Origin of the sequence: Trinickia sp., assembly GCF_051961175.1 — a bacterium.
GTDB lineage: Bacteria > Pseudomonadota > Gammaproteobacteria > Burkholderiales > Burkholderiaceae > Trinickia.
In genome coordinates this window covers 1-15,540 of the sequence record NZ_JBQCDN010000318.1, presented here as the reverse complement: position 1 = coordinate 15,540, position 15,540 = coordinate 1, and the positions used below count along the sequence as shown (strand labels likewise).

At 61.6% G+C, this 15,540-nt stretch carries 16 protein-coding genes; 1 reads left to right on the top strand and 15 read right to left on the bottom strand.

Features of this window, described 5'->3' with window-relative positions; genetic code table 11:
* Window positions 1-90: 90 nt before the first annotated feature.
* The 10 genes from ACTHL0_RS19235 to ACTHL0_RS19190 all read right to left on the bottom strand — a co-directional run bounded on the left by ACTHL0_RS19235 (window position 91) and on the right by ACTHL0_RS19190 (window position 10,307).
* Window positions 91-234, bottom strand: coding sequence for a hypothetical protein (locus ACTHL0_RS19235; protein WP_440568455.1), 144 nt, complete (start codon window positions 232-234; stop codon window positions 91-93).
* A 165-nt stretch (window positions 235-399) separates the two neighbouring features.
* On the bottom strand, window positions 400-1,467 hold the full coding sequence (gene leuB, locus ACTHL0_RS19230) for a 3-isopropylmalate dehydrogenase (RefSeq protein ID WP_440568454.1): 1,068 nt from the start codon (window positions 1,465-1,467) through the stop codon (window positions 400-402).
* A gap of 98 nt (window positions 1,468-1,565) precedes the next feature.
* Window positions 1,566-2,216 carry a 3-isopropylmalate dehydratase small subunit gene (leuD, locus tag ACTHL0_RS19225; RefSeq protein WP_440568453.1) on the bottom strand — a complete coding sequence of 217 codons (651 nt, stop codon included), beginning with the start codon at window positions 2,214-2,216 and terminating at the stop codon, window positions 1,566-1,568.
* A 7-nt stretch (window positions 2,217-2,223) separates the two neighbouring features.
* Complete coding sequence (locus tag ACTHL0_RS19220; RefSeq protein WP_440568452.1) at window positions 2,224-2,367, bottom strand: entericidin A/B family lipoprotein; 144 nt, start codon at window positions 2,365-2,367, stop codon at window positions 2,224-2,226.
* A gap of 2 nt (window positions 2,368-2,369) precedes the next feature.
* Window positions 2,370-3,779, bottom strand: a complete 1,410-nt coding sequence (gene leuC / locus ACTHL0_RS19215) for a 3-isopropylmalate dehydratase large subunit (protein WP_440568451.1) — start codon at window positions 3,777-3,779, stop codon at window positions 2,370-2,372.
* 285 nt (window positions 3,780-4,064) lie between these two features.
* The gene (locus tag ACTHL0_RS19210) at window positions 4,065-5,846 is read right to left on the bottom strand and encodes a diguanylate cyclase (protein WP_440568450.1); all 1,782 of its coding nucleotides are present in this window, start codon (window positions 5,844-5,846) and stop codon (window positions 4,065-4,067) included.
* 329 nt (window positions 5,847-6,175) lie between these two features.
* Entirely contained in the window at window positions 6,176-7,210 is a 1,035-nt protein-coding gene (locus tag ACTHL0_RS19205) for a Rieske 2Fe-2S domain-containing protein (RefSeq protein WP_440568449.1), read from the bottom strand.
* Window positions 7,207-8,322 carry a hypothetical protein gene (locus tag ACTHL0_RS19200; protein WP_440568448.1) on the bottom strand — a complete coding sequence of 372 codons (1,116 nt, stop codon included), beginning with the start codon at window positions 8,320-8,322 and terminating at the stop codon, window positions 7,207-7,209. Before ACTHL0_RS19200 ends, ACTHL0_RS19205 begins: the two co-directional genes overlap by 4 nt.
* The gene (locus ACTHL0_RS19195) at window positions 8,319-9,479 is read right to left on the bottom strand and encodes an ATP-grasp domain-containing protein (RefSeq protein ID WP_440568447.1); all 1,161 of its coding nucleotides are present in this window, start codon (window positions 9,477-9,479) and stop codon (window positions 8,319-8,321) included. The genes ACTHL0_RS19200 and ACTHL0_RS19195 overlap by 4 nt, the downstream gene beginning before the upstream one ends.
* 165 nt (window positions 9,480-9,644) lie before the next feature.
* Complete coding sequence (locus tag ACTHL0_RS19190; RefSeq protein ID WP_440568446.1) at window positions 9,645-10,307, bottom strand: pyridoxamine 5'-phosphate oxidase family protein; 663 nt, start codon at window positions 10,305-10,307, stop codon at window positions 9,645-9,647.
* A gap of 129 nt (window positions 10,308-10,436) precedes the next feature.
* Between ACTHL0_RS19190 and pdxR the strand changes: the two genes are divergently transcribed.
* The gene (pdxR, locus tag ACTHL0_RS19185; protein WP_440568445.1) at window positions 10,437-11,915 is read left to right on the top strand and encodes a MocR-like pyridoxine biosynthesis transcription factor PdxR; all 1,479 of its coding nucleotides are present in this window, start codon (window positions 10,437-10,439) and stop codon (window positions 11,913-11,915) included.
* Here pdxR and ACTHL0_RS19180 read toward each other — a convergent pair.
* From ACTHL0_RS19180 to ACTHL0_RS19160, 5 genes are all read right to left on the bottom strand, one after another.
* Window positions 11,872-12,543, bottom strand: a complete 672-nt coding sequence (locus ACTHL0_RS19180) for a GntR family transcriptional regulator (RefSeq protein WP_440568444.1) — start codon at window positions 12,541-12,543, stop codon at window positions 11,872-11,874. The genes pdxR and ACTHL0_RS19180 overlap by 44 nt on opposite strands.
* Window positions 12,544-12,852: 309 nt before the next feature.
* Window positions 12,853-13,377 (bottom strand): helix-turn-helix transcriptional regulator, encoded by a 525-nt coding sequence (locus ACTHL0_RS19175; RefSeq protein WP_440568443.1) that lies wholly within the window; start codon window positions 13,375-13,377, stop codon window positions 12,853-12,855.
* Between the two features lie 8 nt (window positions 13,378-13,385).
* Complete coding sequence (locus ACTHL0_RS19170) at window positions 13,386-13,670, bottom strand: hypothetical protein (RefSeq protein ID WP_440568442.1); 285 nt, start codon at window positions 13,668-13,670, stop codon at window positions 13,386-13,388.
* Window positions 13,671-13,903: 233 nt separating this feature from the next.
* Window positions 13,904-15,208, bottom strand: coding sequence for a citrate synthase (gene gltA, locus ACTHL0_RS19165; RefSeq protein ID WP_440568441.1), 1,305 nt, complete (start codon window positions 15,206-15,208; stop codon window positions 13,904-13,906).
* Between the two features lie 69 nt (window positions 15,209-15,277).
* A partial coding sequence (locus ACTHL0_RS19160) for a succinate dehydrogenase assembly factor 2 (protein WP_440568440.1) occupies window positions 15,278-15,540 on the bottom strand: 263 nt, incomplete at its 5' end.

Here is a 15,540-nt window from a genome sequence, read left to right as displayed (position 1 = left end):
TACGTTCATGACTAACCCTTGGAGTGGACGCTTCCCCGCAACCTTGCCCGGCGTGACCGCGCGGGGAAGACGAGCGGGCACGACGGACGATCAGCGTTTCGTGATCGTTTTGGGGGTAATCGTAATGATGGCGATGCCGGCAATGCCGACGAAGCCAGCGATGGCGCGCGTACCCACACGGGCCGTATTGCCGTGCAGGTTGTCGATCGAGAAGATTCGGGACAGTTGCGCCATCGGGAGAGTCTACACGAAAAAACTGTGCTGGCGTGCTCATGGAGCACGCCAATTCTGCAAAAACTACGCCCATTTAAGGCGCATTGCGAGTCAACGTCGAGCAAAGACCATGCAAACGGGCGGGTGCGCCCATTTGCGAAAACAGTGCACGATCGATTAGCGCGCTTAGAGCGCGGCGCGAACCGCGTCGCCCATTTCCACCGTGCCAACCTGACGGCAGCCCGGGGTGGCGATGTCCCCCGTGCGATAGCCGGCTTCGAGCACCTTCTGCACGGCCTTCTCGATGCGTTCGGCCTGCTCGGCCTTGTTCAACGAGTAGCGCAGCATCATCGCGGCCGAAAGGATCGTCGCCAACGGATTGGCGATGCCCTTGCCTGCGATGTCGGGTGCCGAACCATGCGACGGCTCGTACAAGCCCTTATTGTTCTTGTCGAGCGAGGCCGAGGGCAGCATACCGATGGAGCCCGTGAGCATCGCAGCCTGATCCGACAAAATGTCGCCGAACAGATTGCCCGTCACAATGACATCGAACGATTTCGGTGCCTTCACAAGCTGCATCGCCGCGTTGTCGACATACATGTGCGAGAGTTCGACGTCCGGGTACTGCTTGGAGACGTCGATCATGACGTCCTTCCACAGTTGCGACGTCTCGAGCACGTTCGCCTTATCCACCGACGTCAACCGCTTGCCGCGCTTTTGCGCCGCCTGGAACGCGACGTGCGCAATGCGCTGCACTTCGGGCTCGGAATAGCGCATCGTGTCGAAGCCTTCCCGCGCCCCTTCGAACGCGCCATCGGGCGCCTGACGGGTGCCGCGCGGCGTACCGAAGTACACGTCGCCGTTGAGTTCGCGCACGATCAGAATGTCGAGACCCGACACGATTTCCGGCTTCAACGACGAAGCGCCCGTCAATTGCGGGTAGCAAATGGCCGGACGGAAATTCGCAAACAACTGCAAATGCTTGCGCAGCCCCAGGATGGCTTGCTCGGGGCGCAGCGCGCGTTCGAGCGAATCGTATTTCCAGTCGCCTACCGCGCCGAACAGGATCGCATCGGCCTCTTTGGCGAGGGCCAGCGTGGAATCCGGCAGCGGGTGGCCTTTCGCCTCGTAGCCCGCGCCGCCGACGGGCGCCTCTTCCATCTCGAACTTTTCGTCGAGCGCGTTCAATACCTTGATCGCTTCCTTGACGATTTCCTTGCCGATGCCGTCACCGGGGAGCACTGCGATTTTCATTCGGAGTCCTATCGAGTTGTGCAATTGCCTATCTGCTTCAAAACACGCTTCAAAGCATGCTTTTCAGCGGCCGATATCACCCGGCCGCTGCCGGTACGTCAGCCGACGATCCGGTGGGCGAGCCACGGCTGCTTGGCGATGCGCTCGGCTTCGAACGCACGAATCTTGTCGGCGTGGCGCAGCGTGAGGCCGATATCGTCGAAGCCGTTCAAGAGGCAGTACTTGCGGAAACCGTCCACCTCGAACGGATACTCGCGGCCATCCGGCGTGCGCACGACTTGCGCCTCCAGATCGATCGTCAACTGGTAGCCGTTGAATGCGTAAGTTTCGTTGAACAGGTGATCCACCTGCTGCTCCGACAACACGATCGGCAGCACACCGTTCTTGAAGCAGTTGTTGAAGAAAATGTCCGCGAAGCTCGGCGCGATCAACGCGCGGAAACCGTATTGCTGCAAGGCCCACGGCGCATGCTCGCGAGAGCTGCCGCAGCCGAAGTTCTTGCGGGCGACCAGCACCGAGGCGCCTTGATAGCGCGGCTGATTGAGCACGAAATCGGGATTCAGCGGGCGGCGCGAATTGTCCTGCCCCGGTTCGCCGTGATCCAGATAGCGCCACTCGTCGAACAGGTTCGGACCGAACCCGGTGCGCTTGATCGATTTCAAAAATTGCTTCGGGATGATCGCATCGGTATCGACGTTTTCGCGATCGAGGGGCGCAACGAGCCCCGTGTGCACGACGAATTTGTCCATGTTCCTCTTACTCCGCAGCCTTTTTGATCGCGTGACCCGCGTCCGTCATATCCTGACCGAAGCCGGCCATCGTATTGCAGCCCGCCAGGCCGAGCAGCGCGCCGGCGAGCGCGAGCAGCGCGGCTCGCCGCCCAAACATCCAAGCTTTCATGGCTACCCCAACTTCCGAATATCCACGAAATGGCCTTCGATCGCGGCAGCCGCGGCCATCGCCGGGCTCACGAGGTGCGTGCGTCCGCCCGCGCCTTGACGGCCCTCGAAGTTGCGGTTCGACGTGGAGGCGCAACGCTCGCCCGGATCGAGCCGGTCGGCGTTCATCGCGAGGCACATCGAGCAGCCGGGCTCGCGCCATTCGAAGCCGGCTTCGACGAACACCTTATCGAGCCCTTCGCGCTCGGCTTGTGCCTTGACGAGCCCCGAGCCGGGCACGACCATCGCCAGCCGGATGTTCGAGGCGACGCGCCGCCCCAGCTTCTTGACGACGTAGGCCGCCGCACGGATATCTTCGATACGCGCGTTCGTGCACGAGCCGATGAATACTTTGTCGACCTTGATCGACTCCATCGGCACATTGGGTTCGAGCGCCATGTATTGCAGCGCGCGCTCCATCGCATCACGCTTGACCGGATCTTTTTCGCGCTCGGGATCGGGTACGCGGCTATCGATCGCCGTCACCATTTCGGGGGATGTGCCCCAGGTGACTTGCGGCACGATCTGCGCGGCATCGAGTTCGACGACGCGATCGAAATGCGCGCCGTCATCCGATACGAAGGTGCGCCAGTAAGCGACGGCGTGATCCCACTCCACGCCTTGCGGCGAAAAAGGCCGGCCCTTCAGATAGTCGATCGTCGTATCGTCGACAGCCACCATGCCCGCGCGCGCGCCGGCCTCGATAGCCATGTTGCATACCGTCATGCGGCCTTCCATCGACAGCGCGCGGATGGTGGAACCGCCGAATTCGATGGCATAGCCTGTGCCGCCCGCGGTGCCGATCTTGCCGATGATCGCGAGCACGATGTCCTTGGCCGTACAGCCGCGCGGCAATGCGCCCTCGACCTTTACGAGCATGTTCTTGCTCTTCTTCTGCAAGAGCGTTTGCGTGGCCAGCACATGTTCGACTTCCGACGTGCCGATGCCATGGGCCAGCGCGCCGAACGCGCCATGCGTCGAGGTGTGCGAATCGCCGCAGACGATCGTCATGCCAGGCAGCGTCGCGCCTTGCTCGGGGCCGATGATGTGAACGATGCCTTGACGCATGTCGTTCATCTTGAACTGCGTGATGCCGTAGGCGTCGCAGTTCGTGTCGAGCGTATCGACCTGGAGCTTCGATACGGGATCGGCAATGCCGTGGCTGCGATCGGTCGTGGGGACGTTATGGTCCGACACGGCCAGATTGGCGCTGACGCGCCACAGCGGGCGCTCGTGCATCTTGAGCCCCTCGAATGCCTGCGGGCTCGTGACTTCGTGCAGCAATTGACGGTCGATGTAGAGCAGCGTCGTGCCGTCCTCTTCGGTGTGGACGACGTGCGAATCCCACAGCTTGTCGTAGAGAGTCTTTGACATGATATGCGCGGTAATCGTGGCAACGGGCAATCCCCGGTGCGGTCGATTATGCCACGCACACAGCCGCCGCGACATCGGCGGATTAGAAAAAAGTGATAAAAAACAGTGAGTTGAGTGGTAGTTTCAGTACTAGGTTCGGGGTTGCCAGGGTAGGTTTCCGGCTCGACGATCTCACTGCCGCCCGGTGCGCCCGGTTGCGCGCACCGTATCGGCGAGCTGAAAGACGGATACCGCTTCCGTCAAATTCCCCGCCAGCGCCTCGGGGGACTGTTCGTGCCCTTATCGTCAGGTATTTCGGTCTTGTGCAGCGACCCGTGCGACGACACGATTGCGTCCGGCGCTTTTTGCGCCATAAAGGTTCTCGTCCGCGAGCCTCATCATGTGCGCAAAATCGGGGGCGCCGGTACCGCCCCACCACGCCACTCCGAAGCTCGCCGTGAAAGAGAACGTGCGCCCGTCGTCCGCCACCACGCGCGTCTGCTCGATGGCGGCCCGCAACCGTTCGGCCGCGGCGATCGCGGCGTGCTCGCCCGGCACACGCATTAACGCAACGAATTCTTCGCCGCCGACACGCGCAATGATGTCGCCGTCCCGCCAAATCTGCCGGCTCAGGTCAGCCACCGCGCGCAGTGCGCTGTCGCCGGCGTTGTGGCCATAGGTGTCGTTGATCCGCTTGAAGTGGTCGAGATCGAAAACGACGACCGCGTAATCCGATTGATCCGTGTTCGCGCGGCTCCATTGCCGCGCCTGCTTGTCGATGGCGCGGCGGTTCGGCAGCCCGGTCAGCGCGTCGGTTTCGGAGAGCCGCTTCATTTCGGCGAGCAGCCGGTCGCGAAGCGACTCGACCTTCATTTTCTCGATCCGGCTGGCGTTGAGCACTGCAATCGAGCGCAGCAGCTCCGCCACTTCGACGCTCTGCGGAATCGCCGGAACATCCGCATTCAGATCGCCGCCGGCCATGGCGTCGATCGTCCGCGCCGCAAGCCGAAGGGGGACAACGATACGTTCGCGCACAATCGAGAGAATCGCCGCCAGCGCGCCCGCAATGACGATCGATGCGCCCAGCGTGACCAGCAAGCGCAGCTGAGCTTGCTGACGCTGGACTTCGAGCTGGCGTCGGGAGAGATCGAGCAGGACGTCGCGCAAGTCCGTAATCGATCGCATGGGGGGCACATACTCCGCGGCAAACCTCGCCGGCGATATGTCGGTCGCCTCGCCTCGCATCGCAAGATTGCGCACGCGCTCCACGTAACGAATGCCCGTTCCGTCGTATCGGCTCTGCATCGCGCTGAACGCCGCCAGAACGGCAAACGGCTGCGCGCTCGTGGCCAAGCAGTTGTGGATCGAGACCTGCAACTGAGTCAAGCGGCCCCGCAGCCGTTCGATCGCAAACAGCTCGTCGGTGGTAAGCGGACGATCGGCAGCCAATGCCGCCGTAAACTGCGAGCCCAGTTGCCCGGCGAATTCCCGATAGTCGGCCAACAGGCGCGTCGCGAGCAGCCAGTACAGCGTGTCGGGGGAACCGCGAAGGACAGTCAGCGCGACATCGTCGAGCGGCGGCGCCAATTCGGGGATCACAGCGATCATGCCGGCGACGGCTTCGCGAATCGCCGCTGGACGCCGTTCGGCGAGCGGCAAGGCGAGCAGCGCATCGACGCTCGCGCGGCGCACTGCGAGATCGGCTTGCATCGCCCGGATGCGCGCGGCTTCCAAGTCGCAGTGGTCGGGGCACGCCGGGCTCTGCAGGATCTTCAGCAGTTCCGCGATCCGCCGGTCGCTTTCGGCACGCGCCCGGCTCAATGCTTGCGCGCGTACGGCAGGAATCGGCAAGTCCTCGCCGAGCGCTCCGTTGGTGGGGCCTCGCTCCACCGACACCTTTTCCATCACCAGCAGCGTCGCACGGTAGCCGTCGAAAGCGGCGAGCGCGATACTGGCGCGGCTATCGGCCGCCCACTCGTGCGCCAGCAGCCAACCAAGCGGAAGCAGCACCACGGCGAAGACACAAACGCTGATCGCTGCCAGCACGCGCGTGATCGGCATTGTCCTGAAGAAATCTGAAGCGCGCATAAAATCTCGCTTACCGCCGTGCAACGGCTTGCGCGCTCCTCTTCGCCTGATTCGGTTCCGCCGTCGCGTCAGCGCGGGGGGCGGCGCGTCTAATCGGTTTCAAACATTCCCCTTCGTCGTCGATCCGTCATGGCCATTTCGATGCCGCTCAACTCGGACGCGCGAGGCGCACCGCTCGCACGAGTCGCGTACTCGTGTAAACGGCCAATATCGGGGAACACTGAAGTGCTGGCGGGTAGGAATTTCCTGAAATCGCATCGAGACATTCCCTACCAGCGAGAACGCACGGGGCCCGCTGGAGGAGGCCCAGGAAGCATGGCCTGTTTCACCTACAACAAGACACGGACTTTGCGCACCGAGTCTGTCCATGCCTCGCCCGACGACAACCAGGCGGCATCGAGTGCAGGCCTGACCAGATCCAATTCCGTCGAGATGCCCTCGCCTCGCCGGCATCGCTGCCGATTCAACGCTTGCGCCTCGACGAGCGCCCGATCCTGTTGCAACACGCGCCGCAGCAGCGGCCATACCAGGAACCGGACCGCCCAACGCGGCGCCCACCGGTTCTCGATGTGCAACGTACCGTGGACCTGCGTGACCGCATCGCTCACCGGGCTGAAGTGCAGCGTGAAATACAGCGCACTGCCATTTCGATACCGGTATTCGAGCTGCGCCGTACCGGCCGCGGACGCATCGAAGTGAGCGCGCTCCAATTCGCGCCTTGACTCAAACAATCGATACAGCCATCCGCTCTGGTCCTGCTGGCCTTCGTAGTCGACGTGCAACGCACTACCCGTGCGGGCGACGGTGACATCGACAGCCGCTCGACGGCGCACGCTTCGAACAATGCCCGCGTGCACGAAGTGCGTGTGTTGCGCATCGAGGAAGTTCTCGAGCGCGTCGATCGCACGAGCGTTCCATCGAGCGTGCCACACGAAACGCTGAGCCTGCGCCGGCGGACGGCGAACGAACGCGGGCAAGGCGGACGCAATCGCCCCCGTGCCGGCTTCACCGTCGAGCCGCACCCAAACCAGGCCGTCGTACTCCGCAACGCTCGCCGCCCCCACCCGCACAAGAGGCTGACAGGCGCCCGACGGCAACCCGGGGATGGCCACGCATCGGCCATCGGCGGCAAAAGTCCAGCCGTGATAGGCGCATTGCAGACCGTGCTCCGTCATCCGGCCAGCGGAGAGCGGGATATGACGGTGCGGACAGCAATCGTCGAGCGCGAATAACTCGCCGGACGATGCGCGCGCGATGACGATCGGCCGATCGAGCAACGTCACCGCATGCGGCTTCCTGCCGATCTGCGACGAGCGGGCAACGACGAACCAACTGCGGGCCAGCGATGGTTTCCAGGTATTCACAGCTGGAAGCGCTCCATGATCGGTTTGCCGAGCCTCGTCGTCAGTGCGCGCAGCAATCCGAGCGCGCGGCGCGTCGGCCGGGGAAGGTGATCGCACAGCACCGCGCTGTACTCGATCGCGGGTTCGCCGCCGCGCAGGCGTTTGAAATGTGCGGCACCCGCGCTCAGGTTCAACGTGCCGGCGCGCGCACGGGTAACCGACAGCACCTGAGCCATCAGAAGGCGATAGAGTCCGGCCGATTGCGGCCACGCCGTGTCGTAGCCGACGATAGGCGCCGTCAAGAGCGGCCCCTGCGAAAAGATGCCGGCCACAGCACGCAATTGCCCGGTCTCGTCGCGAAAGCCGGTCAATTCGAGCAGTCCGGCACGATGCCACGCTTGCAGGAATGCGGCGGTATAAAGCGGATTGAACCGCGAATATTTCTCGAGATAAAGCTGCCCGTAGAGCGCTTCGCTCGCGGCAAAATCGTCAATGGAAAAGGTACTGCCGTCCACCTGTTGCAGCGGCGTGCCACGCAGCAGTTTGAGATCGCGCTTCAGGTTCTGATGCGCGTTCGCGCAGCGCTCGACGTCGCGAAACAAATACACCTGGCGCGTCGGAATAAGCTCGAATCCCACCGCGGCAAGCGCGTGCAGCCATTGCGCGTGCTGCGCGAAATTGAGCGAACGAAACCAGATCGCGTGACCAGGCCAGCGCGCTGTCAACGCATCGCGAGCGGCGCGAAAATCGATGCCATCGGCCGAAGGGTATAAGTTCGTGCTGAGCAGCCAATTGTTGACCGAGACAGCCCGATCGAGGTCCGCGGTCAGCAGCCAGCGATCCGCCGCCCCGATAACGGCCGTCAATGGCCACGCAAGGCCGCGCGGCGCCACGCGCCGGGTTTCTTCCAACGCATAGCGGCTGTACGTGGTGAGCGGCGAGCAGACCCACGCGTTTTCGCCGCCCGTTTCGTTGATCGTGACAGGAAACGACAGCCCGCCGCACTCGAAGGTGCTGACTTCAACGTCGATATTGCCGACATAGCCTGGCGTCGGAACGCCGGCGTGCACCGAAGCGAACGCGTTGGAATGCGCCAGGAACGCCGCGCGCGGAACGTAGAGGCAATCGCTCATGCATCCGGCAACGCCTGGCCGTCCCATTCGATGTCCTCAGTCGCGGCTTCGCGCATGTTGCAGTGTTGCGTGCGCGCAAGCCTGGCGTAGCACATCAAATCGAGAAGAGCGCCGCCGACAGGCCGACGGTCGCCCGGCACACTGACGGCATCGGTTGCGCGTCGACAATCGCGCATCCATCCCCGCAGATCCCTGCGCTTTGCCGCATCGATCAAGCCCGCGCTGAGCATCACCGCACGGATCATCCTGGGCGACGGCGAGACAGGTTCGATACATTTGTCGAGCGTACCATCGAGTGCCGCGGGGAGCGGATCGTCGAATGAGAACAGATGACAGCCGCTGGTGGCGCGCGGATTGCACTCGAGCACGCTGACCTCGCCGTCTGCGCGCTGAATCCAGTCGAATGACAGTTGCCCCGTGAAGTCCATTTTGCGCACGAACTGCGCGACGAATTCCCGGACGGCATCGATTCGCGCCGGCTCGAAGTAATAGCTGGAACTCGTCTGCATCCGCCACGTGGGCCGATAGAGGCTGTGCGCGACGAGTCGCCCACGATCCGCCACGCTATAGGAGCAATACTCGGTGCCGCGCACGTAAGCCTGAGCCACCCATCGTCCGAGTGCGCCGAGTTCCGGCGCGTCTTGCGGAATACCCTCGCGATACAGGCGTACATGCACCCCGAATCGCGAAAATTCCGGCTTCAGTACGATCGGCCTCGCGCCCGCCCATTGCCGCGCTTCGTCGATCGACCCGACGAGCGCCGATTCCGGAACGTTGGCGCCGCATCCTTGCGCAAGTGAAAGAAAGCGCCACTTGCTATGCATGTCGCGCAATTTGTCGAAATCGTCGGCTAGCACGCGAACCTCGCGCGGCAGGCGATGGCGATACCGGGATAGAAAAAAGACCTCCTCGCAGGTCGGAACGATCAGACCGATCGAATGCTTCGCGCAGGCGTGCGCCAAATCGGCGGCGAATTGGGCCGGCGTGTGGCGCGGCGAGGCGATCCGCAAGGTCGTGCCGACCGCGCGCGACGCGCCGCTGATCCAACACGAGATGCTGTCGGCCACCGTAACCGTCCACCCTTGATGCGCAAAGCGGCGCGCGTGATCGAGCGCGACAGGCGCCCGTGCGCCGAGGATGAGGACGTTACGCGTCATGGTGAGACTGCGGTGGCCGAAGTGCGTCAGTTTAGAGGTTGCCGGGCACGAAGGGAACAACGAACCAAGAGATGCCGGCGATCGCCCCCACCCATACAGCCAGCCAGCCCCTCAGCACCAGCTAAGTCTTCCCCGGTAGCGTGTCGCACCCAGCTAGTCGGTGAATCAATCGGCCCATTGCTTCACATAGTCCGGCACCGCTACGTTCCCGTTGCTGTTGAAATGGATCGGCGTTGCATGCGCCGTCCTTAAAGGCAAGATCCCTGCCCACACAGGGAGGCCGAGATCCTCTTCCTTGTCGGACGGTAGCGAGGCGTTGACTTTCACGGCCGCTTCGGCAAGCGGGATCCGCAGGACGCTCGTCGCGTTGATCTCCTTGGCATTACCGGGTCGCGCCTCGTGCTTGCGGCCTTCCGCGATCTTGTCCATGAACGTGTCCAGGGCAGCCAGCTTCTCCGCATTGTCCTGCACTACTTCGAATTGCCCGTAAATAACGGTGGAGCGATAGTTCATCGAGTGGTTGAATGCCGATTTGGCCAGCACGAGGCCATCCAGCAATGTGATGGCCACCGCGGCTTGCGCGCCTGCGGCCAGCGCCTTGATCATGCGGCTGCCGTTGGATCCATGGATGTAGAGGTCGTCATCCTTTCGCCAATGGGCCGTCGGAATGCAGTGAGTATCGCCCTCGGCCGCAAAAGCGATATGGCACACATAGGCTTCGTCGACGATGGCATGGAGCATCGCTCGATCGCGATGTGCCAGCTCGGGCAAGCGGCGAATCGTGGTACGCGCAGAGGGGGATAAGGCGGCATGCGCATTCATGTTCATTTGTTCTATTCGACTCCATTCATTGCTTAAAAACCCGGCTCATCCATTCAAACCGCGGTGAAGCGAACGATACAATGCGAGACGAACATCAAAAAGAACCAACGCAAGGGAAAATTTTAGAACCAGGACATGGATCTCGCGCTTCTCATTTCATCATTTTCCATGCAACGAGACGCCGCGCGGCACAGCCAGCAAGAGGCGCTCTATCGAAGCCTGCGCGATCTGCTGCTCGACGGCCGCATCGCGCCGGGCACACGCCTCGCATCCACGCGCACGCTGGCGGGCGAGCTCGGCATCGCGCGAAATTCAGTCGTCTATGCCTATGAACGGCTAGCCGAAGAAGGCTTCGTTGTCGCCACGCGCAACGGCACGATGACACTCTGGGACGGCCGCGGTCAGGACAACGTTCGAGACAAAAGCCGTCCGCATCCCATCCGCCTCTCGGATCGTGTCGATGGGCTCGGCAATCCTCAAGCCGAGCCTGATCGCATGTCGCCGTTCGTTCCTGGCCTGCCTTCACTCGATGAATTTCCCGTTGCGCAGTGGCGCCGTTGCGTCGAGCGCGCGTGGAAGCGAATCAAACCGGCGCAATTGGCGTACGGTCCCGTCGAGGGCCTTCCCGAGTTGAGGCGAGCCGTGGCGGCCTATATCAAGGTATCTCGCGGCGTGCGGTGCGAAACGGATCAGATATTCATCACGGATGGCACGCAAGGCAGCCTCGAGCTGTGCGCCCGCATGCTGGCGAATGCGGGTGAATTCGGCTGGCTTGAGAACCCTTGCTATAACGGCGCCAGGACCGCATTCCGGTCAGCCGGCCTGTGCCTCGTTCCGATCGAAGTCGATGACGAAGGCATGGCGCCGCGCGAAGATCAGTGGCGCATCCATCCACCCAAGCTGATCTACACGACACCTTCGCATCAATATCCGCTAGGGTCTCTGATGAGCATGCAGCGGCGCGCGGCGCTCGCGGAAAAGGCTCGCGAATGCGGGGCATGGATAATAGAAGACGACTATGACAGCGAATTTCGCCACAGAGGACAACCGCTGCCCGCCATTCAGGGCATCCACGCCGAAGCGCCGGTTTGCTATCTCGGCACCTTCAGCAAGACGATGTTTCCCGCGCTGCGATTAGGCTTCATGGTGATCCCTTCGATCGCGGTCGGCCCCTTGAGTCAAACGCTGCGAGAACTCGTCCATCGAGGTCATCCGGCCGATCAATTGGCGATGGCGGAATTCATCGATTCGGGACTGTTCGCGCGGCACTTACGAACGATGCGATCACTCTACACGCATAGGCGCGGCCGCCTTGAAGCCGCCCTCGCCCGGCACCTTGGAACGGCGTTGAAGGTACGGGAAAGCTCAGGCGGGATGCATCTGTCAGCGGAGCTGACCGTGCCGCTGCAAGATACGGAAATCGCTCGAATCGGCGCCAATCAAGGTCTGATGCTGCAACCGCTGAGCCGCTACCGGGTGGCCGACGGTCAAACGTACAACGGTTTCGTTCTCGGTTACGCAGGGCTGACGGATCGGACGATGGAAAAAGCGGTCGTGCAGTTGGCGCAGCTCATCGAAGCACATCATCCGAAGGCTGATCACGCACCCATTTGATTCTCGCGTCCGTTGCATCCACGATGTGATTCCACATGAGCCGGCGTGCGGCCTCGGGTTCTTTCGATCGAATGGATGCGTAGATGTTCAGGTGCTCTAACGTACCGCGCCGCACTGTTGTCGCATCGACGCGATGCAATTCGCTGAGTGCAAGGCCACTTTGAGCACGCAACATCCGGTACGACGTATAGAGCCGATCGTTCCTGGCTGCCGATAGCGTTTCTTGATGAAATAGCCAGCCGATTCGTTGCTCTGCCATCGGATCCGTCGATTCACCGTCGACAACGCGATGCAATTGATCCGCCACCGCCATCAATCCGTCGGTCGCGCCGTTAACCGCAGCCAAGTATGCAGCCGTACTCTCCAGCGCCAGCCGCATTTCGAAAATCTCGCGCAAATCAATGTTGCTGGGCGCCGTCACATAGGTACCCTTGCGCGGGATCACCTCGACCAACCCTTCCATGACGAGGCGTTGTATGGCTGATCGTACCGGCATATGGCCGAGCATAAGCTCATCGGCAATATTGCGTGGAGAGACCGGACGGCCGGGCGCAAGCCGGCCGTCGAGAATGCGCGACCGGATTTGCGCATAAGCTGTTTGCGTATCGGATTGACGGTCTTCCGTCATGCCTGAGATCTCAATTGATTTTTCTTGAAAAATTCGACTGAGATGAAGCCTATCCTATTGCGCCAGAAATAGGACCTGATATTTTTTGGAGTATTGCCCGCCCGCAATATCGAAGCATCGGCCAATGCGTTTCGAGTTGAATGCGCCGGATAAAAATAGCCGAACCCGCCGTTCCTTATGCTAGTACCGAGCCTCACGATACCCGCCTGCCATGCCCCATAACGCCGCGCGCTTGTCGACGCACGCTATCGCGACCAAGGACAGGCTATCGTTGCGCGGCACGTACGGCCGCGGCACCTGACGGTCAAGTCAAGTCACAAGAGGTGCTAATTGACGGTTGAAACCAGGCTCGATTTCCCGTGCCTCCTTCGCCAGATTCACTTGCTTGGTCGCCTTCGCAACATCGATCAGGTCGGCGCTGATCGGATAGGCGCCTCGGCTCATTAGCCAACCCAGCACGTCCGAAAGATGCCAAACGGATGCATTGCCCTCATGGACGGGCAAAGGAAACTGCGACGCGTGAGCGAGCATCAGCTTGCGCATGTTTTGTCGCGTCACCCCGGCGAGATCCGCCACATCCGTCAAGCCGACGAAATCGGGACCGGCTTCGACGAGCCGCGCCGATGCGATCGCTCGCTTGACGTCGCGCAGCGCCGTATAGATCGCCGCCGCGGCATCAGGCGCTTCGCGCCTGAAGGCCAATGCAATTCGCCCCGGCTGCCCAACACCGATTGTTGCGTCGTCGCAGCCCGCCTCGAACAGACGCTCGACCATGTGCTCGTGGGCCTGATCCTCATCTGCAAGCTGATATTTCAGCGTGAAAACATATTCCATAAGGACTCCTAATTTTTGATACGAAGCCGCGATTTGAACGCCTCAACCTGCCGGACGACCTCACAATGATCGACGACTCGCTTCAAATCCTTGGCATGATTTGCCGGACAGCGTGGCGTACTCCAAACGCTAGTGATGCAAAACTCGCCGCAACGGCAATCGGCGTCGTTATAGGGGCACAAGATCTTGCCCCACGCATGCCCGTTTCCTTTTTTTGGCTCGACTCGCCAGCCGCAAGCTTCCGCGTACGCGAGCGCCGCTTCGATTTCCTTCTTTGGGTGTGGTCGTTGCATTCGTCAATGCGGCAAGAATACCGCTCCAGGGATAGGTTGTCAACTGACAACCTATGGGTTATCGACGAATGCAGAGTACAGGCTGCGCGGTCCGGTCATGAATCCGCCGAACGGCATAGGTCAGCACTGTTGTGAGGCGAGAAGGCGAGAAAAAGCCCCGAGGGCATGACCGTCGGGGCTCTGGATACTGCGGCGACCAGCCGGCTCGCGGGAGCCGGCGTCGGGACGTACGATTAGCCGCGTTGGCTGATCGGCTTCGCTTCGCGCACGGTTTCGCCGATAAACAACTGACGCGGGCGGCCGATCTTCTGCTCGGCTTCCGAGATCATCTCGTTCCACTGAGCAATCCAGCCCACCGTCCGTGCCATCGCGAAGATGCAGGTGAACATCGACGTCGGGATGCCCAACGCGCGTTGAACGATGCCCGAGTAGAAATCGACGTTCGGATAGAGCTTGCGCGACACGAAGTATTCGTCTTCGAGCGCGATCTTTTCGAGCTGCATCGCGAGCTTGAACAGCGGATCGTCGTGCAGGCCGAGCTCTTCGAGCACTTCGTGGCACGTTTCGCGCATCAGCTTCGCGCGCGGATCGTAATTCTTGTACACGCGGTGGCCGAAGCCCATCAGTTTCACGCCCGAGTTCTTGTCCTTGACCTGCTTGATGAACTCAGGGATGTTGTCCGGCGAGCCGATTTGCTCGAGCATGTTCAGCGCCGCTTCGTTCGCACCGCCGTGCGCCGGGCCCCAGAGACAGGCGATACCGGCGGCGATACAGGCGAACGGATTCGCGCCCGACGAACCGGCCAGACGCACCGTCGACGTCGACGCGTTCTGTTCGTGATCGGCATGCAGAATCAAGATGCGATCGAGCGCGCGCACGAGCACATCGTTGATCTTGTACTCTTCGCAGGGGTTCGAGAACATCATGCGCATGAAGTTCGCGCTGTACGACAGGTCGTTCTTCGGATAGACGAACGGCTGGCCGATGCTGTACTTGTACGCCATCGCCACGAGGGTCGGCAGCTTCGCGATCATGCGAATGGCCGAGACGTCACGGTGATGCGGATCGTTGATGTTCAGCGAATCGTGGTAGAACGCCGACAATGCGCCCACGGATGCGACGAGAATCGCCATCGGGTGCGAGTCGCGACGGAAACCACGGAAGAAGAACTGCATCTGCTCGTGCACCATCGTATGGCGCGTCACCGTGCTGACGAACTCATCCTTTTGCTTGGCGTTCGGCAGATCGCCCTTGAGCAGCAGGTAGCACGTCTCGAGGAAGTCCGCGTTTTGCGCGAGATTATCGATCGGGTAGCCGCGGTACAGCAGCTCGCCCTTGTCACCGTCGATATAGGTGATCTCGGAGTTGCACGACGCCGTCGACATGAAGCCCGGATCGTACGTGAACTTGCCGGTTTGACCATACAGCTTGCGGATGTCGATCACGTCCGGGCCCATCGTGCCCTTGTAGATCGGCATTTCGACGCTCGGCGAATTATCGCTGAACGAGAGCGTGGCTTTAACATCTGACGGAGTCATAGCATCCTCAATCGAAGTTGGAACGGGTTTTCCGATCATGCGCGCGCGGCGCGTCCAGTAATGCGGCGCTCAAACAGCGCGCAACAGGCCCAACACCCGGACGATGTCCGGGTCGGAAAGTTCGCCTTCCGGTTCCTTGCGCGCGAGAAGCAAGTCCATCAGGTCGTTGTCGCTCAGCTCGAACAGACGTGTGAGCGCACCCACCTCTGCGTCGCTGAGGCTCTCCTCATAACGGCCGAAAAAACGTTCGAAGATCAAATCGTTTTCCAGCAAACCGCGCCGCGCACGCCAGCGCAAACGCGCACGGCGCAGCGGATCGGATTGGTGCGATG